We start from the raw sequence: 23,447 nt of genomic DNA, 5'->3' as shown, positions 1-23,447 counted from the left end.
GGGGTCGCTGTTAACAGTGATAGCTAATAACTGCCAGATTTAGGCGCGGCGTGTAATTCACCATCACCGACTTTAATCCCTAAAATGGCGGCGACTTTTTTGCTGATCAGTTCAATATCAAATGCCGAAGCCGATACCGGACTGAAATCAATAATAGAGCGCTGCGAGGCATTGGCCTCTGGCACACATTCATCCCTGTGGATTGTGCCTAATAATCTTTCATTTAAACGCTGTTCGAAAAATTGGGTGACGTCGCGGCTTAATGTCCGGCGGGTGTCACTTTGGTTAACAACATAATATTCACCCAACTTGTTATTCAAAGGGGTGCCAATTAATTTGTTTTTTTCCATTAAGGGTAATAAAGATAATGATGCGGTGTCGGCCAGCATTACCACCACATGTAAATCAGCAATGGCCTGAACGGCTTTTAATGCCGGACTCGGGCCGGGAGGGAAATCCGCGATAATAATTAATCCCGGATAATTCAGGACGGTATTTAATCCGCGCTGTAAAAAATGCGGATCGCTGGCAAGCTGATGTTCGAATTCCAGCCGCTGATCTTCCGTCACTTCGCCATAAGGTAAGACAAACGTATTGGAACCCGCTTTCAGGATGAACTGGCTCCAGTCGGATTCATTACCCGAACCGGCGACAAAACCGCGGGTATCGGCAATAGGCACACCGAAATGAAGGCGAAGGGCGTTCTGCACATCAAAATCGATGACCAGCACTTTACTGCCACTGCGGGCAAGCGAATAGGCCAGGTTGGAGGCCACCGTGGTTTTTCCTACCCCACCTTTCGGTGAACAAACGCAAACTAACGGCATGAGGCAATCATCTCTAACAGGGGTTGAAGCGGTGTGTCGCGATGTAAATAAGCGCTGGCAGGCTGCGGCGCTCGCTGTTTAAACATTTGTTTAAAGCGCTGGTTAACCTCAGCAGACGCCGGGGATGCGGGCACCACTGGCGCTGGATTTTGTACCGGCGGCTGGTGGTAAACCGGCGCGGCGGGGTGTTGTTCTGGCTGAGGCGTCTGAACCGGCGCAGGTGCAGGCTTTGAAGGCGCTTCGGGCATTGCTTTACGCAATGAATCGAGTAAACCTGAGCCGCTGTCAGGAATGACTGACTGGGCGTGCAATGTCGGTGCTGTGTGAACAGGCTGATGTTGCGCGGGCTGCACGGACACGGGGGCTGGCTGAACGGGTGCGGACGGCAGCGTTTCGCGCAGGGCATCAAGCAGACCAAAACCGGCTGGCGGAGGAGTAACCTCCGAAGACATCGGCGTGGCTGGTGTGTGCATAACAGGCTGTGCGGCAGAAGCATGCGGTTTCTGCTGCTCATTGACAGACTGAGAAGCAGAAAGCGAAAACTCGTCCGCAGAAATGGATTGTGGCGTTGGCTGCGTGGTACGGCCGTTATCAAGTGGACCGGCAGGCTCTTCGCTGGCTGAGACTTGTTTAATCAACGTCCACTGATTCATTGAACCTGTTATGGATTCTCCCGTTGATTTTTCATTAAGCTCTTTATAATCAAGATTTTCCAACTTCGTCTTATCCATAAAACGTTTAATGTCATCATATTTATTCATAAATCCCGCCCGATAGGATTATATATTTCGGTGTTTTCTGGACGTCAAAACGACTGTGATTGGCCGTTAACAAAGAGTGTAAAAAGATGAATATTTTTAAAGTTTTATGTGGGAATAGGACTCGTCTTAATATATCAGTTCTTTTACAGCATAGAGCAGTTTTTACAAAAAATAGGATTAACCCGCATAAAAAACAACACGGGCATAACTGGCTGGCGCAAAAGGTTTTTGATGTTGTTTTGCGATGCGTTTTTGTTAAATTAGTATAATGTTTGGTTTTTTATGTGATGAATAGCACATAATATTCATCAGGTGCGCCGGGCTCAGGATGTTCTTATGCTGTGAATTATTCGATTAACCTGAGTAATGTATGTTTTCTCTAAGTTGAACAACATAAAGAATATTCATTGTAGGTGTGTACCGGCAAACATGTTGTTTTTTATAGCCAAAACTTCGTCTTTAACCTCGAAATAACACGTTATAAGGTATACTGCGCACAAGTACCGTTTATGCCCGGATGGGCGCGGAAAATCATGTCGGTGGTTGATGGAGAATTAAGTTGCGGGTCAGGCGTTCATTAACGATTAAACAGATGGCGGCCGTGTCGAGCATTGCGGCCATCACCATTTGTATTTTTATCGTCATCCAGCTGTTCCACTTTGTACAGCAACGGAGGGACGATTACGCCCAGCAACTTGAGAATATTGCGCATTCTGTTCGGGTTCCGCTCTCGCAAGCCGTGCTGGATGTTGATCTGGAAGAAACGCAGGACATTCTGAATACGCTGCAACCGGTGGGCATTCTGAGCCGTGCCGACGTCGTGTTACCCAATCAGATCGCCGCACTGCATACGCATTTCCCACCAGGCCGCCCGGTGCCGCAATGGGTGACCCGCGGTTTCAATCTGCCGGTGACGATCTCCGTACCTCTCTATTCTGCGGCTGCCAGCCCTAAAGCCCCCAAACCCCTGGCTTATCTGGTCCTTCAGGCTGATTCCTACCGCATGTATCAGTTCATCATCAGCGCGCTCTCGACCATGCTGACGACATATCTGTTGCTGGCGCTGATCCTGACCATTTCCGTGAGCTGGGTTATCAACCGTTTGATCGTGAAACCGCTTCGCGCGATTGCCAGCGATCTGGAATCCCTGCCGGAAAGCGAGGTGCCAGGCCATCAGCTAACCCTGCCGCAACGCCACGAAGACGATGAGATCGGCATGCTGGTGCGCAGCTACAACCGCAATCAGCAACAGCGGGAGAAGCCGCAATGCACTGCCCGTGAAGGACTGCTGCCTTCTCAAACCATGCTGAATAATGAAGAACAGTTTATGCAGCATCTGGAACACCGCCTGCATTGCGCTGAACCGCAAAAAAGTTTCCACCTGCTGTTAATCGGCATTGAAAGCCTGCGCGATGACGGCCATGTGGATTGCCCGCTGATCTCTTCCATCATGAATGTGTTGCCTGAGAACTGCCTGCTGGCGCGCCTGAGTTATAACGAATTTGCTCTGCTGGCGGCGGATATTCCGCGGCCCTTTATGGCGATGCGTCTGGCGCGGCAAATCATGGAGCGCATCAATGCGCCGCAGGAAAGTCATGCTGGCAATATGTCTCTGCATCCGACCGGCAGCATCGGCATCGTGCAATACACCGGCGAATTCCCGGTGAGTGCGCAGCAACTGATGGTGAATGGTCGTGCGGCCAGAGTCTCGGCCTATCAGCAGGGGAAAAACCAAATCCTGTTCTTCGAGCCGGAACTGACCGAAAAAATTCAGAAACGCTTACTGCAGGAAAACGAAATCCTGCATGCGATGGAACAGAATGATTTCACGCTGTTTATCCAGCCGCAGGTGAATATGGCAACCGACACGGTGGTCGGGGCGGAAGCCCTGCTGCGTCGTAAAATGGCCGATGGAAGTTACGGCCTGGAAAGCGATTTTATTGTGCTGGCCGAAGAAATCGGCGTCATGAGTCAGCTGGGTTACAAAATTCTTGAGCTGGGCTGTCAGATCCTGGCGGACTGGCAGCAACGAGGCATTCCCCTGCCGCTGTCAGTCAATCTCTCCGGCGCGCAGGTACAGCAGCGTAACTTCCTGCCGGAACTGCGCAGCCTGCTGAGCCGTTACAAAATTAATCCGGGACAACTGGTGCTGGAAATCACGGAAACGGCCCGCATTGATGATCTCGATCGCGCGCTGCTGTTGCTCAGCGAACTTCGCGCCGTGGGTGTTTCCATCGAGCTTGATGATTTTGGTCTGGGTTACTCCGGGCTGGAATACCTCAACCGGCTGCGCACATTGCCTATTGATGTCATCAAAATTGACCGCAGCTTCGTCAGCGTGCTGCCGCAGGATGAAGTGATGGTGAATATTGTGGCCTCGATTGGTCGCGCCATGAATATTCAGCTGGTGGCCGAAGGCGTTGAAACTGAGGAACAACGTCAGTGGCTGCTTAAGGAAAATATTCAGCTGGGACAAGGCTATTTATTTTCCGCGCCGCTTTCCAAAACTGACTTCGAACGGAAATTCTGCCAGCCTTCCTGACCTGTACCACGGACAGGAAAACCTCTTCTTGTCCGGCATTTCCCCCTTCTGACGCTTTTTTTACTTACATTACTTCCTGCTGAATCCTTTCCGCTCCGGTTTTTCATGACTCGTGATTGCGGAGGGAAACGAAATATTTCCATCATGTTGTGCTTGTGTTATTTACCTGCTGCCACTCATTACCTTTGACCTTACAAAAAATAGAAGTCGGCGCAATCACTTCAGGATGGGTATTCATGAAAAAATCACTCTTCAGAAGCCTGTATTTTCAGGTGCTTTTGGCTATTACCGTCGGTGTTCTTCTGGGGCATTTCTACCCTGAGATTGGCGCTCAAATGAAACCACTTGGTGATGGTTTTGTTAAATTAATCAAGATGATCATCGCGCCGGTGATCTTCTGTACTGTCGTCACCGGTATTGCGGGTATGGAAAGCATGAAAGCGGTCGGCCGCACCGGTGCGATTGCGCTGCTGTACTTTGAAATTGTCAGTACACTGGCGCTGATCATCGGGCTGGTGATCGTCAATATTGTACAGCCGGGAGCCGGGATGAACGTGGATCCTGCCGCGCTGGATGCCAAAGCGGTAGCGGTTTACGCCGAGCAGGCGCAAAGCCAGGGCATCATTCCGTTCCTTCTGGACGTGATCCCCTCCAGCGTGATTGGGGCATTCGCCAGCGGGAACATTCTTCAGGTGCTGCTATTTGCTGTGTTGTTTGGCTTTGCGTTGCACCGTCTGGGCCACAAAGGCCAGCTGATTTTCAATGTGATCGAAAGCTTCTCTCAGGTCATTTTCGGCATCATCAATATGATCATGCGCCTCGCACCGATTGGCGCATTTGGGGCCATGGCGTTTACCATCGGCAAATACGGCGTCGGTTCGCTGGTGCAACTGGGACAACTGATCCTGTGCTTCTACCTGACCTGTATTTTGTTCGTGGTGGTGGTGCTCGGGCTTATCGCGCGCTTCACCGGTTTCAGCATCTTCAAGTTTGTGAATTACATTAAAGAAGAGCTGCTGATCGTGCTGGGCACGTCATCTTCTGAATCAGCGCTGCCGCGCATGCTGGATAAAATGGAGCGTCTGGGTTGTAAGAAATCGGTGGTCGGGCTGGTCATTCCGACCGGCTATTCCTTCAATCTGGACGGCACCTCGATTTATCTGACGATGGCAGCAGTCTTCATCGCGCAGGCGACCAATACCCATATGGATATCTGGCATCAGATCACCCTGATTGTGGTGCTGCTGTTGTCTTCAAAAGGGGCGGCAGGCGTAACGGGCAGCGGATTCATCGTGCTGGCGGCAACGTTGTCTGCTGTGGGCCATTTACCGGTTGCAGGACTGGCACTGATTCTGGGCATTGACCGTTTCATGTCCGAAGCGCGTGCGCTGACCAATCTGGTGGGTAACGGCGTCGCCACCATCGTGGTCGCAAAATGGTGTGATCAGCTGGACGAAGGGCAGTTAAAAGCGACCTTAAACGGCCAGAAAGGTCTGACAGAAGCTGAAAAGTCCGCCTGAAATTTCTGAAAAATGGTGGCTGAATGGATGAAAATATTGAGAAAGGTTTCTAAAAACGCATTTATTTAGCCCCAAACCCACCTAATATCCACCGGTTACTTGATGCAACCGGTGGATTATCTTCATAATATGTCCCTCAAATGCCTCATCTGGCGTTCGTTCCCATAATATTTTTGCGGGCTGCGTGACATTGCGAAAAATGCGCGGTCTAACGAAGGGCTGTATTTTCCGTCCTTAAACTTACGCATTCAATTCCTGTGGGCCAGTCGACCGACACCGGCAGGACAGCATATTGAAAATTGGATTGTCATTACGTAGGGGTTCACATGCAGGGCACCAAAATCCGTTTACTCATTGGTGGATTGCTGCTGGCAGCAGCCGCAAGTCATGTGCAAGCTGAAGCATTACAACCAGATCCGGCCTGGCAGCAGGGGAAACTGGACAATGGATTTACCTGGCAGTTGCTGACCACGCCGCAACGCCCGAGCGATCGCATTGAATTACGCCTGGTGGTTCGCACCGGCTCGCTGGCGGAATCAGCCCAGCAAACGGGCTATGCCCATTTCCTTCCCCGCCTTGCGCTGATGCACAGCGAAGGCTTCAGCACGGCTCAGCTCCAGTCTCTGTGGCAGCAAAGTATCAATCCGCAGCGGCCCTTGCCGCCAGCGGTCAGTTCTTATGATTTCACGATGTACAACCTGAGCCTGCCCAATAACCGTCCTGAGCTTCTGAAAGATGCTCTGAACTGGCTGGCAAATACGGCGGGCAAAGTGTCTGTCACCCCGGCGCTGGTGAGTGCAGCCCGTCAGGAATCTCAGGATCCGGTAGGTTCTCTGCCTCAAAATACGCAGGATGCCTGGTGGCGTGCGCGGATGGCCGGTTCGACGCTGGTTGGTCACAATCCAAACCATTTACCGACCAAACCTGTCAATATCGAGGCATTAATCAAATTTTATCATCAGTGGTATACGCCTGATGCGATGACGTTATTTGTCGTCGGTAATGTCGACAGTCGTGGCCTGAGTGAACAAATCAATCGCACGTTCTCGTCACTCAAAGGCAGCCGCCAGACGCCGCAGACGTTGCCCACGCTGTCTGAAGTGACGACAAAATCCATGACCGTCATGGATGAAAATCTGACTCAGGATCGTGTCTCATTAATGTGGGATAACGCCTGGCAGCCCATTCAGGATTCACAGGCACTTGCCGCATACTGGCGCAGTGATCTAGCCCGCGAAGCGTTGTTCTGGCATTTGCAGCAACAACTGAAAAGTGCGTTTGAAACCAAAAAAGACACCCCGGCACCTGGCCCGGGGCTGGGTTTCGACTGTAATGTGCAATATCAGCGCGCGCAGTGTGCAATCCGCATTGAAGCACCGCAGGCTAAGCTGACGGAGTTGTTTAAACGTTTGTCAGAAGAACTCCTGGCTGTTCGCGATAAAGGCATTTCTCTGGCTGAATTTGACGCACTGATTGCGCAGAAAAACGATCAGCTGAGCAAACTGTTCGCGACTTACGCCCGTACCGATACCGATGTGCTGATGAGCCAGCGTTTGCGTTCCCAGCAAAACGGTGTGGTAGATATCGCCCCAGAACAGTATCAGCAATTGCGTCAGCAGTTCCTTTCCACGCTGACCCTGCCGGTGCTGAATCAGGAACTGAAGCAACAGCTTTCCCGCGCTCCTGCGTTATTAGTGGCGCAGCCAAAAGGGGAACCTGAGGTGAATGCCGCAGAGCTGCGGGCGGTTTATGACAAGATAATGGCACCGGTGGAAACCGCGCCTGTGGTTGATGCCCCTGCGGGGGATGTGCCGGCGGCATCGGCGACGACTGCGCAATAAGTAGATCGTTGAGTAAGAATTCGGTCGGCTCCCTCCCCTGCGAAGGGGAGGGTTGGGGTGGGGTATTAAGGTCTAAATCAAAAAGTTTAAGTGTGCTTTAGCAAAGAGTTAGTCATTAAAACCCCCTCCCAGCCTCCCCCTTCGCAGGGGGAGGAGTAAAGAAAAACTCCCCTTATGCCCGCCCCGGCATAAACTCCATCGGAATGATCGCACCGCGATGCTGGATAACCGTACTCGCTGTTTCATGTCCACGCACTGCGGCTTCCACCGCGCTGCCACCGGTGAGCCTCACCGCCAGATAACCGGCGCTGAAGGAATCTCCTGCTGCCGTCGTATCAATGACTTTCTCTTTCGGCAATTTCACCGCAGGGACATCATGCAACTCGCCTTCAGCGCTGGAGACGATGCAACTGTCGGCTCCGCGTTTGACGACCACTTCGCTGACGCCCAGCGCATGGGTGCGCGCAATCACGTCGTCGTACGGCTTCTGGCCCCACAACATATCTTCGTCATCGAGGGTCAGAAAGGCGATGTCGGTGCAGGAAAGGATGGCGTTATACGCGGCCTGCGTCTGTTCTTTGCTGGCCCACAGCCGCGGACGGTAATTGTTATCGAAAATCACTTTGCCACCGCGTGAACGGCAGGCTTTCAGCAAGGTCATCAGACGGTCACGGCTTGCGTCGCTGAGGATCGCCAGACTGATACCGCTCAGATACAGATAATCAAATTCTGCCAGTTTCCGGCAAATCTCTTCGGATTGCGGACTGTCGAGCCAGTAGCGCGCGGCAGCATCATTGCGCCAGTAATAGAAGGTGCGCTCGCCGGTGCTGTCCGTTTCAATCACATACAAACCGGGTAACTTGTTTTCAAGGCGCTGGGTCAGATCCGTGTGAACCCCTTCCTGCTGCCAGGCCTGCAACATTTCATTGCTGAAACTGTCATTGCCGAGCGCGGTGACGTAATGCACGTTCAGCGCATCAGGGGAAACCTGGCGGGAGATATAAACAGACGTGTTCAGCGTGTCGCCACCAAAACCGCGGTGGAGCGCATCGCCTTTCTGAGATAATTCGATCATGCATTCGCCGATAACGGCAATGTTTTTGCTGGTCATGGTACCTGGCCTATGTCTGAAGCATTAAAACGAAAGGAAAGAAAAGACCGTCATTATTGCGCTCTAGTCTCTTCATAAGAATGCGGTCAGTCAAATAAATTAAAACAAGGTTTTATTTTTGTAGGCAGCAGGCAAAAAAACGAAGAAAAAACGAGGGGAAAAGTGGAAGCGTCAGCACTTCCACCTGAGGCAGTTACTTATTTTCCTGACGCAGTTCGGTCACCGGACGGCCACCCACTCCCCAGTTATCGGTGTCGACCTCGTCAATGACGACCACGGTCGTCGCCGGATTTTTGCCCAGCGTGTCCACCAGTAATTGTGTCACCCCGGCGATCAGCGCTTTCTTCTGTTCAGCTGTCGCGCCTTCGCGGGTGATTTTGATATTAACGTAAGGCATTTTTTTCTCCGGCTTGTGAATGAGGCGTCAATAAAATATTCAGTGCTTCCACTGTAGAGCCTGTGTAAAAGAACTTCCAGCCCGGCTTTTTGGCTGATTTAGGCGCACAGATTGTAAGGTTATATCGAGTGATTAAAGTTTCCCCGCGCAGCGCCGATAGATAACTCTACTAAAGAAAGCCAGGAAACCGGGCTACTTTGCCTCCATGAAACACAGTGTTCTGCGAACACACGCTGTTGACATGAATCACATTGTAGTCACGCGACACATGTTGCCGCATGTCCCCCTGATAATCTGATTCTTATTCATGACGGCAGAAAAATATGATAACTAAGATGATGTTAGGGCTGATTACGCCTTCTTTTACCGCCATAGAGCGCGTAAAAGCACAGTCTTACTGGCGTCAGTGTCAGAGAGTGTACCGTTTTCAGCCTATTTATCGCACCACAGGAAAGCTGTTGGGAATTGAATTGCTGACAGGGATTTTTCACCCTGCGAGCCCGCACAAATTCATTTCGCCGGAAGAATATTTTGTCGCGATCGCTGTGGGCAAACGTTTGCAAATCGTGCAGGAGCAGCTCGACCTGTTGCAGCGCTGGCAGCATCTGTTCATTGAAAACGAATTACTGGCGTCGATTAACGTAGATGGTCAGGTACTGGAAATGCTGCAATCTGATTCGGCGCTGCGCGCGCAAATCAGCGCGATGCCGTATGTCCGTTTTGAACTGGTTGAAAGCGCCGAAAATGCGCTGAGTATCCCGCTGTCGCAAATCGAGCAATCTGACCGGTTGTGGCTCGATGACTTTGGTCAGGGTATCGCTAACTTCTCTTCCTTCACCACCTGGCATTACGAATACATCAAAATCGCCCGCGATCTGTTTATTTTGCTTGGCCAGAGTGAAGAGGGGTCGCGGCTGTTTTACACGCTGGTGACGCTGATGAACCGCTATAGCAAAGGCGTGATTATTGAAGGCGTTGAAACGGCCTCTGAATGGGCGATGGTCTGCAATTCTGATGCGCTGGCGGCACAAGGCTATTATCTGGCGCGCCCCACCATTTTCGACAATCTGGATAATCTGCCCATACACTTCAAAGGATAATGGATCACGCCTGACCTGCTGAGGCAAACTCTCAAAGTTGCTGGTGACTCGTTGTGGTGTGATGCATTTTCATTTCACTGATTTAAAAAGCATTACCTTCCGACTTCCTGCCTGATATGCCCCCTTCACGAATGCCCCTTCCTGCAAGCTGTTGAGAATTCTACTATGGTTAAAACTTAGGATTGGTTAACTGTCTGAAAGGAACAGATTTATGACGCGCACAGGTAAAGTGATTTCCTGGGTTGTGGGTGTGATTATCATTGCGTTGATTGCTGTCGTGATTTTCATTGCGACATTCGACTGGAACCGCCTCAAACCGACCATCAATCAAAAAGTCAGCACCGAACTGAACCGCGCATTCGCGATCCGCGGTGATTTAGGCGTGGACTGGTCGCGTCAGAAAGACGAAGCGGGGTGGCGCGCGTGGGTGCCGTGGCCGCACATTCATGCTGAAGATATCGTGCTCGGTAACCCTTCCGATGTGCAAACCGGCGAAAAAGACGCGCAGATGGTGAAACTCGCCCGCGTTGACGCCAGCATTGCGCCACTCGCCTTACTGCATAAAGAAGTGCTGATCCCGCGCATCTGGCTGAAACAGCCTGATGCTTCATTGCTGCGTCTGGATAATGGCAAAAATAACTGGACGTTCAATCTCGCCAACAGCGATACGCAGGATCCGGCGCAGCCGCCGTCTGCCTGGTCATTCACGCTCAATGATATCGTGTTTGATCGCGGGCAAATTGACTATAAAGACGCGAAACTGAAAGCTGATTTCCGCGCCGTGATTGATCCGCTGGGCAAACCGCTGCCGTTCACGGAAGTGGTCGGTGATAAGAAAGATGCACCGAAAACCAAAACCCCGCCTTATGTGTTTGGCTGGAAAGTTGACGGTAAATACAACGGTGAATCGCTTTCCGGCAGCGGCAAAATCGGTGGCATGCTGGCGCTGAAAGACCCGGATGTGCTGTTCCCGTTACAGGCAGATGTCCGTTCCGGGAATACGCGGGTGGCCGTCGCGGGGACATTGCAGGATCCGATGAATCTCGGGGGGCTGGATTTACGTCTGAAATTCTCCGGCCAGACGCTGTCTGACTTGTATGGCCTGACCGGCGTGCTGCTGCCGCAAACGCCACCGTATTCCACCGACGGGCATTTATCGGCGACGTTGCATGATAAAGACGGCGCAATTTACCGTTATCAGAACTTTAACGGTGAAATCGGCGACAGCGATATTCACGGCTCACTGACTTATCAGGCCGTTAAACCGCGACCTAAACTGACCGGTGAGGTAGTTTCAAAACAGCTGCGCTTTGCTGATCTGGCTCCGCTGATTGGTGCCGATTCTAACCAGGACAAAGCCAAACGTGGTGAAACTACCCGGCAGCCTGCCGACAAAGTATTGCCGGTGGAGAAATTCGATACCAAAAGCTGGCGGGTAATGGACGCTGATGTGAAATTCAGCGCCAAACGTATCGAGCATGGTAAATCCCTGCCGCTGAGCGATTTGAGCACTCACCTGAAACTGACCGACGGCGAGATCCTGCTCGACCCGCTGCGTTTCGGTCTGGCTGGTGGTAATCTGAATTCCACCATCCGCCTCGAAGGTGACAAATCGCCGATGCAGGCGCGCGCCGATATCCATGCCCGTAAACTGAAGCTCAAACAATTGCTGCCAAACGTACAGTCAATGGAGCGCAGTCTGGGCGACCTGAACGGTGACGCCACGCTGACCGGCACCGGGAATTCGGTCGCAGCGCTGCTCGGTACCAGCAACGGTGATATGAAAATCCTTATTAACGATGGCGTGATCAGCCGTGGCCTGATGGAACTGGCGGGGCTGAATGTCGGTAATTACGTGGTGAGTAAACTGTTCGGCGATGATGAAGTGGCGATCAACTGCGCGGCCGCCAACGTCAATGTGAAGAACGGACTGGTCACGCCACGGCTGTTTGTGTTCGATACTGAGAATGCGGTGATTAACATTACCGGCAACACCAATATGGCAACCGAACGGCTGGATCTGTCGATCAACCCTGAAAGCAAGGGCGTGCGTATCCTGACCTTACGTTCACCGCTGTATGTTCGCGGCACCTATAAAAATCCGGATGCCGGCGTGAAACCAGGGCCGCTGATTGCCCGCGGTGCCGCAGCCGTCGCGCTTGGCGCTGTCGTTGCCCCGGCTGCCGCGCTGCTGGCGTTGATCTCTCCAAGTGATAATGAAGAAAACCAGTGCGGCCCGATCTTGCAGCAGATGAAACAGAAGTAATCGTGTTGGATTAACGCCTCCCCCTGCGAAGGGGAAGGCCGGAAGGGGGTTTTAAGGCTGAGGCATCGGATCCAGTACCGCACATTTGTGGTCCTGGATTTCTTCGGTGGAGGCGTTATTGAGTTTGAGTAAGTCACGCTCGCTGGCGAGCAGCAGGAAATCGCCGCCCGGCAGGCTGACCATCGCCATGCCGAAATGTCCCATCTTTTTATCGGCTTCAGGCACACCTTCGGCCAGAAGCCGGAAAGCGCCTTTCTCATTCAGCTCAGCCTGCGTCACTTTACGCGCCAGATAGGTGTGTCCGAGCAGCTTATCCGGCAGTTCCTGCCAGTTATATCCCATCTGCCCGCCATCTTTGCTCAGCGTGGTTTTTACCTGTGGCAAAAGACAGGAGATGTGGATGTGCAGCTGATTCTGCGACCGTCCGTATTGCGAGTTAATCGCCAGCGAGACATTGCTGTCATCAATCGGTTTACCGTATTTATCCGCCATAAAATGCCGCGCATTCCATGCCTGGCTGAAAAAGTTTGGCGTTGACGGTTCCAGCAACGCAGGGCTTTCCATACCGGTGATCCGCGCGGTCGGCATCAGCAAATATTGCAGCGGGCCGTTCAGATCTTTCAGCACCACAAAACCCTGTTGTTCATCGACCTGCGCGCAGGGCTCAGGTTTGCCCGTGCTTTGCTGATTCGGCACGCATTTTTTGCTGATGATGTTCCACAGAGCGTTGGGATTGGAGGTGTGTGGCCAGAAATACCAAAAGGCCGCAGTAATAAGGATAAGCAGGATCAGAACAGGCAGGATAAATCGACGCAAGCGCATAAGAGACCTTCGCAGAAGGCACCGTGCCGGGCGCAAACCGGGCACGGTATCCGGGTCAGTTACAATGACTGATGGGCGGTTTCTTTGGACAGCAGCAGCGCGATCAGCGTCAGCGTTGCCATTGAAGCCAGATAAACGCCCACATAGAACAACCCGTAATGGGTTGCCAGCCAGGTGGCGATGTACGGCGCGACAGATGCGCCCAGTATCGAAGACACATTATAGGAGAAGGACGCGCCGGTATAGCGAACTTCTGTCGGGAACAGCTCCGGCAGCAGCGCACCCATCGGACCGAAAGTCAGCCCCATCACCATGAAACCACACAGCAGGAATACCATCACCAGCGCCTGTGAACCGGCACCCAGAATGGTCGGGAAACACAGGGCGAAGACGATCATCAGCAGCGTAATACAAATCATGGTTTTGCGACGGCCAAACTTATCCGCCAGCTGACCGGCAACCGGCACCATCACGCCGAAACCGACCACGCCGATCATCAGCATCAGCAGGAATTCATTGCGCGGAATGCCCAGCCCGACCGGCTTTGCGGCAGTGCCGTAACCCAGTGAATACACGGTCATGATGTAGAACAGCGTGTAAGTCGCAACCATGATAAAGGTGCCGAGAATCGTCGCCTTTTTATATTTAGTGAACAGCGTGCCGATTGGCACTTTCACCTGTTTACCGGCTTTGGCAATTTTGGCAAATACCGGTGTTTCGTGCAGGGAAACGCGCACATACAGACCGACGATCACCAGTACCGCAGAAAGCAGGAACGGCACACGCCAGCCCCAGGAAATAAACTGTTCGTCGGTCAGCAGCCACGACAGCAGCAGGAACATGCCGTTCGCGAAGAAGAAGCCAATCGGTGCGCCAAGCTGCGGGAAAGAACCGTACAGGGCGCGTTTCTTCGCCGGTGCGTTCTCGGTGGCGAGCAGCGCCGCGCCACCCCATTCACCGCCCAGTCCCAGACCCTGACCAAAGCGTGCCAGCGCCAGCAGCATCGGTGCGAAAACGCCAATGGTTGCGTAGGTCGGCAGCAGGCCGATCACCACGGTAGACACGCCCATCGTCAGCAAAGAGGCCACCAGCGTGACTTTACGTCCGACGCGGTCGCCGAAGTGGCCGAACAGCGCGGAGCCGATCGGCCTGGCGACAAAGGCGATAGCAAAGGTCGCGAGAGACTGTAGCGTGGCCGCCGTCGGGTCACCCTGCGGGAAGAAAATGTGCGGGAAAACAATCACCGCAGCAGTGGCATAGATATAAAAGTCGAAGAATTCAATGGCCGTACCGATAAGCGATGCCACGATGACTTTGCTGCGGGAGTTCTGACTCACCAATTGCGCGTCAGCTTCTAATTCTGGAGTGATAGTGGCTTGCATAAGTGTTTCTTATTTGTAATGAGTGGGAGGGATCTAATGTAAATAAATGTATATCGAAAAGGCATCTTATGCAGAGCGCGGCGGTATTTCAACGCAGCGGAAGCCGCGAAAAAAGGCGTTTAAAGCCGGATCGGGGGATTATTTTATCAGGGCAGGATTTCGCCAGTCATAAGTTTGGCGAATGGGTAAAAGGCAGAGCAACTGACTGCAAAACCGCAAAATAAAAGTACGGCTCTCAGTCAGTTATTCTGGTTTTCACGGCGGTGCCATGCCTGACTTAGCATTATTCACTGCTTTTTAACTTCATCTTCAGCATTAACTGTGGATATATGCATTTCGTCTGGCACGATGAGGTTGTCCGGCGTGTATTCACTGTCGTTTTCCGTGGCATTTTTCGCGTGTTTGGCGGCTTTTTGCTTCGGATCCGGCATCGGCGGGTCATCTTTGTATTTCGCCGTCGCTATCCACGCGGCGACAAACAACGTCAGGCGGGCGAAGAAATAGAAGAAAGCCATCAGGCCGATCACTGAACCAAAGGCTGCGCCGGAAGGTGAGGTCGCCAGCTTCGGCAGTGTCATGGTCATCACGAATTTAATCACCTCAAAACCCATCGCCGCCAGCAACGTCCCGCGCAGCAGCGCTTTTTTGCGTGGTTTGTGGCGCGGCAACATCCAGAAAATCCACAGGAACAGCAAATAGTTAGCGGCAATGGAAATCACCAGCGTGATACTGGTCATCACCGGGCGGAGCCAGTCAATGCCACCCAGACCCAGCGCATCGACAATGGTTTTTTGCGCGGCACCGGCAATCGACGTCAGCGACAGCGTGATAATCAGCGCCAGCACCAGCCCGGTCAGGGAAATAAAATCGCGAATATAGCGGCGGTAAATTTTCTCCTGATCCTGCGGATTACGCTCCCAGACATCGCGCGACTGGGCACGGATCGCCTCGCGCAAATTCCCCATCCAGCTCACGCCGGAGTAAAGCGCAATCAGCAAACCGGATAACCCCACGGCAGTACGCTGCTGGATGGCAGTATTTACCGTGCTTTTCAGCGTATTCGCCAGATTCGGGTCACTGATGCTGTTGACGATTCGGTTGATCAGTTCTGCCAGCAAATCAGGATTTGAGGCCAGCACAAAACCGACCGCAGCGAAGGACACCATCAGAATCGGGATCAGCGACAGAAAGGAGAAATAGGTGATGGCCGCGCCAAACTGGCTGCCAAGGCGATCGTTAAAGCGTTCCGTGGCACGCAGCAAATGTGCCACCCAGCCCCAGGACTGCACGTATTCCACGAGTCGTGAAAATCTGCCGATGTTTTTATCCACCGTCTGATTGCCGGTTTTGATGTTGATCAGCGGGGTCGGTTTTTCCTGTGTGGCCGGTTCTTGTTTTGAAATGATGGGCATTGATCCATGTTGTCCTTAAAAATTCATCCGGCCTTAAGTATAGACGCCTGAGCGGTGAGGGCTAAGCCAGAGGCGTCTGAAAGCTCAGGCAATGAACGTTTGGGTGATATCGGTCAGCCAGTCCATAAACACTTTAACGCGGCGTGACAGATTCAGACGATGGGGATAAACCAGCGTCACCGGCATTGGCGGTGCACGGAACTGCGGCAAAATACTGACCAGCTGACCACCCGCCAGCGCGTCACGTACACCAATCAGCGGAACCTGAATGATGCCCAGGCCGTTGATACAGGCGCTGACGTAGGTTTCGGTGCTGTTAACCGTCACCGCGCCGCCGCTTTTGACCGTTTTCACCTGTTTGCCGTCGAGATATTCAAAGGCCGACGTATGGCTGCCGAGGATTTGTTCATAATGCACCATGGCGTGTTGTGCCAGCTGGTCAGGGTGATCCGGCGTGCCGTAGCGGCGCAGATAACCGGGGCTGGCGCAGTTAATCATGCTGAGATGCCCCAGCGGACGCGCAATCAGCCCGGAATCTTTAAGGGTGCCGGAGCGGATCACACAGTCAAACCCTTCCCGCACCACATCCACGCGGTGATCGGTGCAGCTCAGTTCAATTTCCAGCGCCGGATAACGGTTAAGAAACTCCGCCAGACGCGGTAACACCAGATGCGTCGCCATACCGGTGGTCATATCAACCCGCAAACGTCCGCTGACACTGGCCGGATTCGACTGAAACATCGATTCCAGTTCATCCATGCTGGCCAGCAACTCTTTGCAGCGCTGATAAAACACCTGTCCGTCCTGTGTCAGTTGTACGCGGCGCGTTGAGCGGTGCAGCAAACGTGCCGACATCCGCGTTTCCAGTTGCTGCACCAGCCGCGACACACTGCCTTTGGGCAATCCCAGGCTTTCAGCCGCGCGGGTAAAATTACTCAGTTCAGCGACGCGCACAAACACCTGCATTGATTGAATTTTATCCACAATTTGCCTGATTGTTGTTGAGAATGAGACAGTGAAAATCATTATGGCTCATTTATCACTCTGCGGTAATCCAATAGGCTGTGTTTCATCCGATGCAGAAGGTACAAAAAGCCAATGAGGTCAGATATGAACCGTAAAATCGCAATAGTGACCGGCGGAAGCCGTGGTTTAGGTAAGAATGCCATTGAAAAGCTGGCAAAAAAGGGCGTTGACGTGATTCTGACTTACCACAATCAGGCCGCTGCGGCACAGGAAGTGGTGATTTCTGTCGAAGCACAGGGTGGAAAGGCCGTTGCGTTGCAGCTCAATACCGGTGAGTCCGGCAGTTTTGATGGCTTTGTTGTGCAGGTAAAAGCGCAACTGCAACAGGTCTGGCAGCGCGATACTTTTGATTTTCTGATCAACAATGCCGGGGTAGGTTTACATCAGTCTTTTGCCGATACTACCGAAGAACAGTTTGATCTGATGATGAATGTCCATCTGAAAGGGCCGTTCTTCCTGACGCAAAAACTGTTGCCGCTGATGGCCGACGGTGGCCGCATCCTGAATATCTCCAGCGGGCTGGCGCGTTTTGCTCTGCCGGGCTCATCGGCTTACGCCATGATGAAAGGGGCCATCGAAGTGCTGACCCGCTATCAGGCGAAAGAACTCGGCGCACGCGGGATTACCGCCAACGTGCTGGCTCCTGGCGCAATTGAAACGGATTTCAGTGGGGGTATGGTGCGCGATAATCCGGATGTGAACAGACTGGTTGCCAGCAATACTGCGCTGGGCCGCGCCGGTTTGCCGGATGATATCGGTGATATGGTGGCGCTGATGCTCAGTGATGAAGCGGGCTGGATGACCGCCCAGCGCGTTGAGGCCTCAGGCGGTATGTTTATCTAAACGTTAATCGTGCTGGAAACGCTTCGCTTTCATATGCTGCTGTTTTTCCAGCTCAAAAATCGCCCGTTGCAGGTCGCGTTCCTGCGCGGGTGATAAATTCGGAAACTTAAAACTCAGCCGCTGCGACGTCACGGTTTCGCCTTTATTGCTCACCGATTTACGCACCATCGCGCCGAGATACTGCAGATCTAATGTAAAGGTTCCCAGCTCCGCTAGCTGAATCAGCGAATCTTTCAGCATTGACCCGCTGGTGATTTCCGGCGGTGTAGCCCCTTCAATCTCCAGCCCCAGCCCGCCAAGTGAGATATCACGCACGCGATAAGCAAACTCAGAGGAATCAGGCAATATTCCGCTGCAACGGAAATCCGACATCCGCGGTACACTCACGCGGAAATACTCACGGCGCTGAATGAAATACAACACGGGCGGAAGATCGCAGGTAAATGTCGGCAAACCTTCATAGCTGACCTGGCGGACTCTGCTGCAGGAAAACTCAACCTTGGCACCGGCCGGTTCCGCAACAAACGTCAGTGTGCCGGCTTCAGCGGCCAGAGTGTTCTCGTAATCTGAACTGCCCAGATCGAACAGGAACTGATGGTTGTCAGCATCAACGTCCAGAATTTTACTGATAAATTGTCCGCGGGAATGGCTGACCATGACCAGGGTCTGGTTCTTCTTTAAGTCTCGCAGAACGGACAAAATTGCCAGCGTGTTCCGCTTCGCAAACGACTCTTTCGATACTTCGCTCACCTGCCACACCTCATAAGAAATAAATGCAAAATTATGGCGCAGCCGTTGACGTATAAGGCGCCCAATACGGATTATCGGCCACTCAGAGCAAAACTTTATCGCGCAATAACGTCTATTTTGACCCGCAAAAAGGGACAATCCGGGCGCGCAGGGCGCTGTTTGCGCGTCTCTGATTTATATATAGGCTATCTTTTCGCGTTCTGATGCCTATTTTCTCCTCAATTTTTTCATTTAAAACCTCACCGGAGAAAATTATTTCCCTTCACGGCGAATAAAAATCGCTGCTCAGGTGTTTACCTTTATATCGAACACTGACGGGCACGGTTTTTATGCAAACTTCATCTTCTGTTCTTCGCAGCCGTTACGACGGCCTGACTATTTTGCTGCACTGGCTGACGGCGCTGGCCGTCATCTTCCTGTTTGCCAGCGCGCATATCTGGGAAGTGCTGGAGCGCGGCACGCCGCTGCGCAAAGGGCTGCAATCGGTGCATATCTCGGTGGGGATCCTGCTGGCGGCGATTATTATCGGGCGTCTTTTATGGCGTTTGTTTACCGTCAGCACCGGTCGCAGTAAACAGCAACCGGTCGCCATGCCGACGCTGATGAAAGCCGCCGCGCACCTGACCCATCTGGCGCTCTATCTATTGCTGGTCGCGCAAATCATTCTGGGCTTTTTATTCCGCTGGTCGCAGGCCGAACCGTTCTACTTCTTCGGTTTGTTCCCCATTCCTGACGTGTTCAATTTCGACAGTGTGATGACCAGAACTTTCGGTTCGTTGCACAACAACGTCGCCTGGGCGCTGATCATTATTGCGGGTATACATGCGCTGGCGGCACTGTTCCACCATTACGTTCTCCGCGACGGCATTTTGCGCCGCATGTTACCGGGCAGCACAAGCCGCCCGTAAGTCATCAGTTAATTCCCTACAGGACATCATTATGAAGACAAAAACGGTAATACAGGCGCTGTCGGTTGTGTGTCTGGCGGGCAATCTGCTGTTTTTCAGCGCCGCCGCTAACGCGATGGGTGATGATTCCGACGCTAAAAAAACGCCGGACTGCCCGAAGGGGCAAATCTACGACAGCAAAACTAAGAGCTGCATGGTGGATAAAGGCAGCATGATTTCCGATCAGGATAAAACGCAGTACGCTTATCATCTGGCGAAAACCGGCCGTTATCAGGAAGCGCTGACGGTGCTGAATACGCTGAAAGATCAGAACACCAAAGAAGCCTGGAACTATCGCGGCTATGCCACCCGTAAACTCGGGCGCACCGACGAAGGTATCAGCTATTATCAGAAGTCGATTGCGATTGACGCGAAGTACGCCAAAGTCCGGGAATATCTCGGCGAGGCTTATATGATTAAAGGGCGTCCTGATCTCGCCAAAGCCCAGTTAGCGACCATCAAAGGCTTGTGCGGCACCGGCTGCGAAGAATACCGCGACCTGAGCGCCGCCATCGACGGTCATCCGGAATCCTGATCACGGAGAATCGATAAATCTCACCGGCAGACTTACGTTCTGAACTGAGCCAGTGCCTGTCACGTCTGTGGCGCTACGCGATGGTACTGTCGCGCAAGCATGATGTGGCGGACGATCTGGTGCAATCCACCTGCGTGCGGGCGCTGGAACGCTGCGCGCAGATTAAGGACAGCACCGGTGTGGACCGCTGGCTCTTTTCTATCCTGCACTCCATATGGGTTAACGAACTCAGGGCGCAGTACGTCCGTCAGGGGCAGGGTTTTGCTGATGTTGATGAAACGCAGGCGCCCGCCGATACGCTGTCTTTCGAGGAACGTCACTGGCATACGCAGGTTATGCAGCGGGTGAACCGGCTGCCGGAAGCCCAGCGCAACGCAGTGTTTCTGGTGTATGTCGAAGGTTTCACCTATCAGGAGGCGGCAATGACGCTTTCCGTCCCCATCGGTACCATCATGAGCCGTCTGGCGACCGCCCGGCTGACGCTGGCAAAAGACACCGGTACAGCCACCCAACCGCAGCAGGGAGAGAAAAAATGACCCGTGAAATCCCGGCTGCGCCTTACGCCGATGAAGTTCTGGTGGCATACCTCGATAACCAGCTAAGCGAATCTCAGCGTGCAAAATTTGATGCACAACTGGCGCAGGACGACGTGCTGGCGCAGCGGCTGGCGCAGATGTCACGCAGCAATTTACCGTTCCACGACGCCTTTGGCGCGATGTTGCAGGAAGCGCCGGTCGGGAAATTACAGGCTGCGCTCGATGCTATCCCTGATGCACGGATTGCCGGTTCGTCCGGATTCAGCCGTCGCGCACTGCTCGCCGCGTCGTTAAGTTTTCTGGCCGTCGGGCTGCTGGGTGGACGTTATTCCACGCTTTTTGCTTCTGACGATAACTGGCGTGCGCGCGTGGCGGATTACATGTCGCTGTATACCGCGCAGACGCTGGCGGATGTGGATGATTCTGCCGGACAACAAAAAATCCAGCTCGCGCGGGTGCAAAACACCTTAGGCATTGCACTGAGCCCGGCGGCGCTGGCGGTGCAGGGCGCGGATCTGAAAGATGCCCGTATGTTGCATTATGACGAATATGACATCGCGCAAATTACCTATCTTGACGCGCGGTACGGCCCGATGGCGCTGTGTATTACGCGCAGCGAGCACCGCGACAATACGGCATTGCAGCGAGAAATCCGCCGGGGAATGAACGTGGTTTACTGGCGCAATGCCGGTTACAACTTCATGCTGATCGGCCACAGTCCGGCACCGGCTCTGGCCGCGCATGCCGCGGCTTTACAGGCGAATCTGGCCTGAATGATTTCGTCACGTCACTAACTTATGTAATTATTTAAAGTATTAAACTATTTTTAATGCACGTAACGATAATGTTAAATTGTTTACGAAATCTCGATAATATGAGTATTCGGTAACATTTGTGTGGTTGATTTGTCGTTCTTCGCCGCGGTTTTCGTTGCTCCCCATTATTGTCCTTTCATACTCTGTGGAAATAATCGCTTATTTCCCACCGCACCGCCGGGTTGTTGATTTCGTTTATCCAGAGGAAATCTGGATAGCTTTCACCTGCAAAACTAAAACTAAACATTCAGAGAAACAGACGTCATGAGAAAGATACTCGCCATGATCCTCTGCCTTAACGTGGTTGCTTTCAGCCAGTCAGCGTTGGCAGAAGATGAAAAGCCCGTTGATGTGTTACTGATCGGCGGCGGCATTATGAGCGCGACGCTGGGGACATACCTTCAGGAATTAGAGCCAGACTGGTCCATCGATATGGTTGAGCGTCTGGACGGCGTAGCGCTGGAAAGCTCCAACGGCTGGAACAACGCCGGTACCGGCCACTCTGCGCTGGCAGAAATGAACTACACACCGGAAAAAGCCGACGGCAGTATCGATATCTCCAAAGCGGTCGAAATCAACGAATCCTTCCAGATTTCCCGTCAGTTCTGGACCTATCAGGTTGAGAACGGCGTGCTGCACAACCCGCGTTCCTTCATCAACAGCACGCCGCACATGAGTTTTGTGTGGGGTGATGACAACATCAATTTCCTGCGTAAACGTTTTGCGGCATTGCAGCAAAGCACGCTGTTCCGTGGCATGGAATATTCAGAAGACCCGGCGCAAATCAAACAGTGGATCCCGCTGGTGATGGAAGGGCGTGACCCGGCGCAGAAAATCGCTGCGACCCGCATTCCGATTGGTACCGACGTAAACTTCGGCGAAATCACCCGTCAGCTGGTGGCCTCGTTGCAGAAGAAGCCTAACTTCTCCCTGAGCCTCGGTCATGAAGTGCGCGACATTAAACGTAACCCGGATAACACCTGGGACGTGACCGTTGCTGACCTGAAAAACGACGGCAAAGAAAGCGTTATCAAAGCGAAATTCGTGTTTATCGGTGCAGGCGGCGCGTCCCTGACGCTGCTGCAAAAATCCGGTATTCCTGAAGCGGATAACTACGGCGGCTTCCCGGTGGGGGGCGAGTTCCTGGTGACTGAAAACCCGGACGTGGTGAAACGTCATCTGGCGAAAGTGTACGGGAAAGCGTCTGTCGGCTCACCGCCGATGTCCGTTCCGCACCTCGATACCCGTATTCTGGATGGCAAACAGGTTCTGCTGTTCGGGCCGTTCGCCACCTTCTCCAGCAAGTTCCTGAAAAACGGTTCCCTGTGGGATCTGTTCGGCAGCGTGAATTTCTCCAACATCATGCCGATGACCCACGTGGGCATCGACAACTTTGATCTGGTGAAATATCTGGTCAGCCAGGTGATGCTCTCCGATGACGACCGTTTCGATGCATTACGTGAATACTTCCCGGATGCGAAGAAAGAAGACTGGCGTCTGTGGGAAGCCGGTCAGCGTGTGCAGATCATCAAAAAAGATGAGAAAGAAGGCGGCGTTCTGCGTCTCGGCACCGAAGTGGTCAGCTCGAAAGACGGCAGCATTACCGCGCTGCTGGGCGCTTCTCCGGGCGCATCCACTGCGGCACCGATCATGCTGCACCTGATGGAAAAAGTGTTTAAAGACAAAGTCGCCACACCGGAGTGGCAGGCCAAACTGAAGGAAATCATCCCTTCTTACGGCACTGAACTGAACGGCAACGTGGCGGCAACCGAGAAAGAACTGGGCGACACCAGCCGCGTTCTGATGCTCGACAACCCGCAACCGAAAGCGGCGGAACCGGCTCCGGCGGCGGACAATTCTTCAGCTCCTAAAAAGGGCGAAGAGCAGAAACAAGTGGCAGACGTCGCGTTGTAATCTGATTCCGTAAAAAGTGATCGTAAAGGCGCGGGCAACTGCGCCTTTTTTCTTCATCTCCCTTCATATATCTCTTTGCGAATACTTAAATTCCATTAAA

Annotated in this window: 20 protein-coding genes; 11 read left to right on the top strand and 9 right to left on the bottom strand. The window is 52.9% G+C overall.

From position 1 onward, the window contains the following. Positions 1 to 23 precede the first annotated feature (23 nt). Together bcsQ and DXU84_RS15430 are read right to left on the bottom strand one after the other, a co-directional pair. Positions 24 to 827 (bottom strand): cellulose biosynthesis protein BcsQ, encoded by an 804-nt coding sequence (gene bcsQ / locus DXU84_RS15435; RefSeq protein ID WP_013573457.1) that lies wholly within the window; start codon positions 825 to 827, stop codon positions 24 to 26. Further along, positions 818 to 1,588 (bottom strand): hypothetical protein, encoded by a 771-nt coding sequence (locus DXU84_RS15430; protein WP_013573458.1) that lies wholly within the window; start codon positions 1,586 to 1,588, stop codon positions 818 to 820. The genes bcsQ and DXU84_RS15430 overlap by 10 nt, the downstream gene beginning before the upstream one ends. A gap of 559 nt (positions 1,589 to 2,147) precedes the next feature. Between DXU84_RS15430 and hmsP the strand changes: the two genes are divergently transcribed. The 3 genes from hmsP (at position 2,148) to DXU84_RS15415 (ending at position 7,491) form a co-directional block, all read left to right on the top strand. Beyond that, a complete protein-coding gene (gene hmsP, locus DXU84_RS15425; protein ID WP_119261076.1) occupies positions 2,148 to 4,130 on the top strand; it encodes a biofilm formation regulator HmsP in 1,983 nt (660 codons plus the stop codon). A gap of 236 nt (positions 4,131 to 4,366) precedes the next feature. Continuing rightward, positions 4,367 to 5,650 (top strand): dicarboxylate/amino acid:cation symporter, encoded by a 1,284-nt coding sequence (locus DXU84_RS15420; protein ID WP_013573460.1) that lies wholly within the window; start codon positions 4,367 to 4,369, stop codon positions 5,648 to 5,650. 326 nt (positions 5,651 to 5,976) lie between these two features. Further along, positions 5,977 to 7,491 (top strand): pitrilysin family protein, encoded by a 1,515-nt coding sequence (locus DXU84_RS15415; RefSeq protein ID WP_153376170.1) that lies wholly within the window; start codon positions 5,977 to 5,979, stop codon positions 7,489 to 7,491. 172 nt (positions 7,492 to 7,663) lie between these two features. Here the strand turns inward: DXU84_RS15415 and DXU84_RS15410 are convergent, their stop codons facing one another. Both DXU84_RS15410 and DXU84_RS15405 read right to left on the bottom strand, forming a co-directional pair. Continuing rightward, positions 7,664 to 8,602: a sugar kinase gene (locus DXU84_RS15410; protein WP_131638490.1), complete on the bottom strand. Its 939-nt coding sequence runs from the start codon at positions 8,600 to 8,602 to the stop codon at positions 7,664 to 7,666. Between the two features lie 193 nt (positions 8,603 to 8,795). Further along, entirely contained in the window at positions 8,796 to 8,999 is a 204-nt protein-coding gene (locus tag DXU84_RS15405; protein WP_013573463.1) for a 2-hydroxymuconate tautomerase family protein, read from the bottom strand. A 323-nt stretch (positions 9,000 to 9,322) separates the two neighbouring features. On the opposite strand from DXU84_RS15405, the gene pdeH reads away from it, so the two are divergent. Together pdeH and DXU84_RS15395 are read left to right on the top strand one after the other, a co-directional pair. After that, complete coding sequence (gene pdeH / locus DXU84_RS15400) at positions 9,323 to 10,099, top strand: cyclic-guanylate-specific phosphodiesterase (protein WP_013573464.1); 777 nt, start codon at positions 9,323 to 9,325, stop codon at positions 10,097 to 10,099. 211 nt (positions 10,100 to 10,310) lie between these two features. Then, positions 10,311 to 12,365 carry an AsmA family protein gene (locus DXU84_RS15395; RefSeq protein WP_013573465.1) on the top strand — a complete coding sequence of 685 codons (2,055 nt, stop codon included), beginning with the start codon at positions 10,311 to 10,313 and terminating at the stop codon, positions 12,363 to 12,365. A gap of 51 nt (positions 12,366 to 12,416) precedes the next feature. Here the strand turns inward: DXU84_RS15395 and DXU84_RS15390 are convergent, their stop codons facing one another. The 4 genes from DXU84_RS15390 to DXU84_RS15375 form a co-directional block, all read right to left on the bottom strand. Continuing rightward, on the bottom strand, positions 12,417 to 13,187 hold the full coding sequence (locus tag DXU84_RS15390) for a CDP-diacylglycerol diphosphatase (RefSeq protein WP_153376169.1): 771 nt from the start codon (positions 13,185 to 13,187) through the stop codon (positions 12,417 to 12,419). A 59-nt stretch (positions 13,188 to 13,246) separates the two neighbouring features. Continuing rightward, on the bottom strand, positions 13,247 to 14,569 hold the full coding sequence (locus tag DXU84_RS15385; RefSeq protein ID WP_013573467.1) for an MFS transporter: 1,323 nt from the start codon (positions 14,567 to 14,569) through the stop codon (positions 13,247 to 13,249). A gap of 287 nt (positions 14,570 to 14,856) precedes the next feature. Beyond that, complete coding sequence (yhjD, locus tag DXU84_RS15380) at positions 14,857 to 15,981, bottom strand: inner membrane protein YhjD (protein WP_013573468.1); 1,125 nt, start codon at positions 15,979 to 15,981, stop codon at positions 14,857 to 14,859. 84 nt (positions 15,982 to 16,065) lie between these two features. After that, the gene (locus DXU84_RS15375) at positions 16,066 to 16,965 is read right to left on the bottom strand and encodes a LysR family transcriptional regulator (protein ID WP_217244457.1); all 900 of its coding nucleotides are present in this window, start codon (positions 16,963 to 16,965) and stop codon (positions 16,066 to 16,068) included. Positions 16,966 to 17,091: 126 nt separating this feature from the next. Here DXU84_RS15375 and DXU84_RS15370 point away from each other — a divergent pair, with 126 nt between their 5' ends. Then, positions 17,092 to 17,850: an SDR family NAD(P)-dependent oxidoreductase gene (locus DXU84_RS15370; protein WP_112151969.1), complete on the top strand. Its 759-nt coding sequence runs from the start codon at positions 17,092 to 17,094 to the stop codon at positions 17,848 to 17,850. Between the two features lie 3 nt (positions 17,851 to 17,853). On the opposite strand, the gene DXU84_RS15365 is transcribed toward DXU84_RS15370, so the two are convergent. After that, a complete protein-coding gene (locus tag DXU84_RS15365; RefSeq protein WP_013573471.1) occupies positions 17,854 to 18,600 on the bottom strand; it encodes a flagellar brake protein in 747 nt (248 codons plus the stop codon). Positions 18,601 to 18,929: 329 nt separating this feature from the next. Between DXU84_RS15365 and DXU84_RS15360 the strand changes: the two genes are divergently transcribed. The 5 genes from DXU84_RS15360 to DXU84_RS15340 all read left to right on the top strand — a co-directional run bounded on the left by DXU84_RS15360 (position 18,930) and on the right by DXU84_RS15340 (position 23,347). Continuing rightward, a complete protein-coding gene (locus DXU84_RS15360; RefSeq protein ID WP_013573472.1) occupies positions 18,930 to 19,508 on the top strand; it encodes a cytochrome b in 579 nt (192 codons plus the stop codon). Between the two features lie 31 nt (positions 19,509 to 19,539). Next, complete coding sequence (locus tag DXU84_RS15355; RefSeq protein WP_121020016.1) at positions 19,540 to 20,082, top strand: tetratricopeptide repeat protein; 543 nt, start codon at positions 19,540 to 19,542, stop codon at positions 20,080 to 20,082. Positions 20,083 to 20,162: 80 nt separating this feature from the next. Further along, positions 20,163 to 20,618: a sigma-70 family RNA polymerase sigma factor gene (locus DXU84_RS15350; protein ID WP_232829691.1), complete on the top strand. Its 456-nt coding sequence runs from the start codon at positions 20,163 to 20,165 to the stop codon at positions 20,616 to 20,618. Beyond that, the gene (locus DXU84_RS15345) at positions 20,615 to 21,391 is read left to right on the top strand and encodes an anti-sigma factor (protein WP_037033789.1); all 777 of its coding nucleotides are present in this window, start codon (positions 20,615 to 20,617) and stop codon (positions 21,389 to 21,391) included. The genes DXU84_RS15350 and DXU84_RS15345 overlap by 4 nt, the downstream gene beginning before the upstream one ends. Before the next feature lie 306 nt (positions 21,392 to 21,697). Beyond that, complete coding sequence (locus tag DXU84_RS15340) at positions 21,698 to 23,347, top strand: malate:quinone oxidoreductase (protein WP_013573476.1); 1,650 nt, start codon at positions 21,698 to 21,700, stop codon at positions 23,345 to 23,347. Positions 23,348 to 23,447 lie beyond the last annotated feature (100 nt).

It is taken from the genome of Rahnella sp. RcJ3 (assembly GCF_009498575.1).
GTDB lineage: Bacteria > Pseudomonadota > Gammaproteobacteria > Enterobacterales > Enterobacteriaceae > Rahnella > Rahnella aceris.
This window is presented reverse-complemented; position numbering and strand designations above follow the sequence as displayed.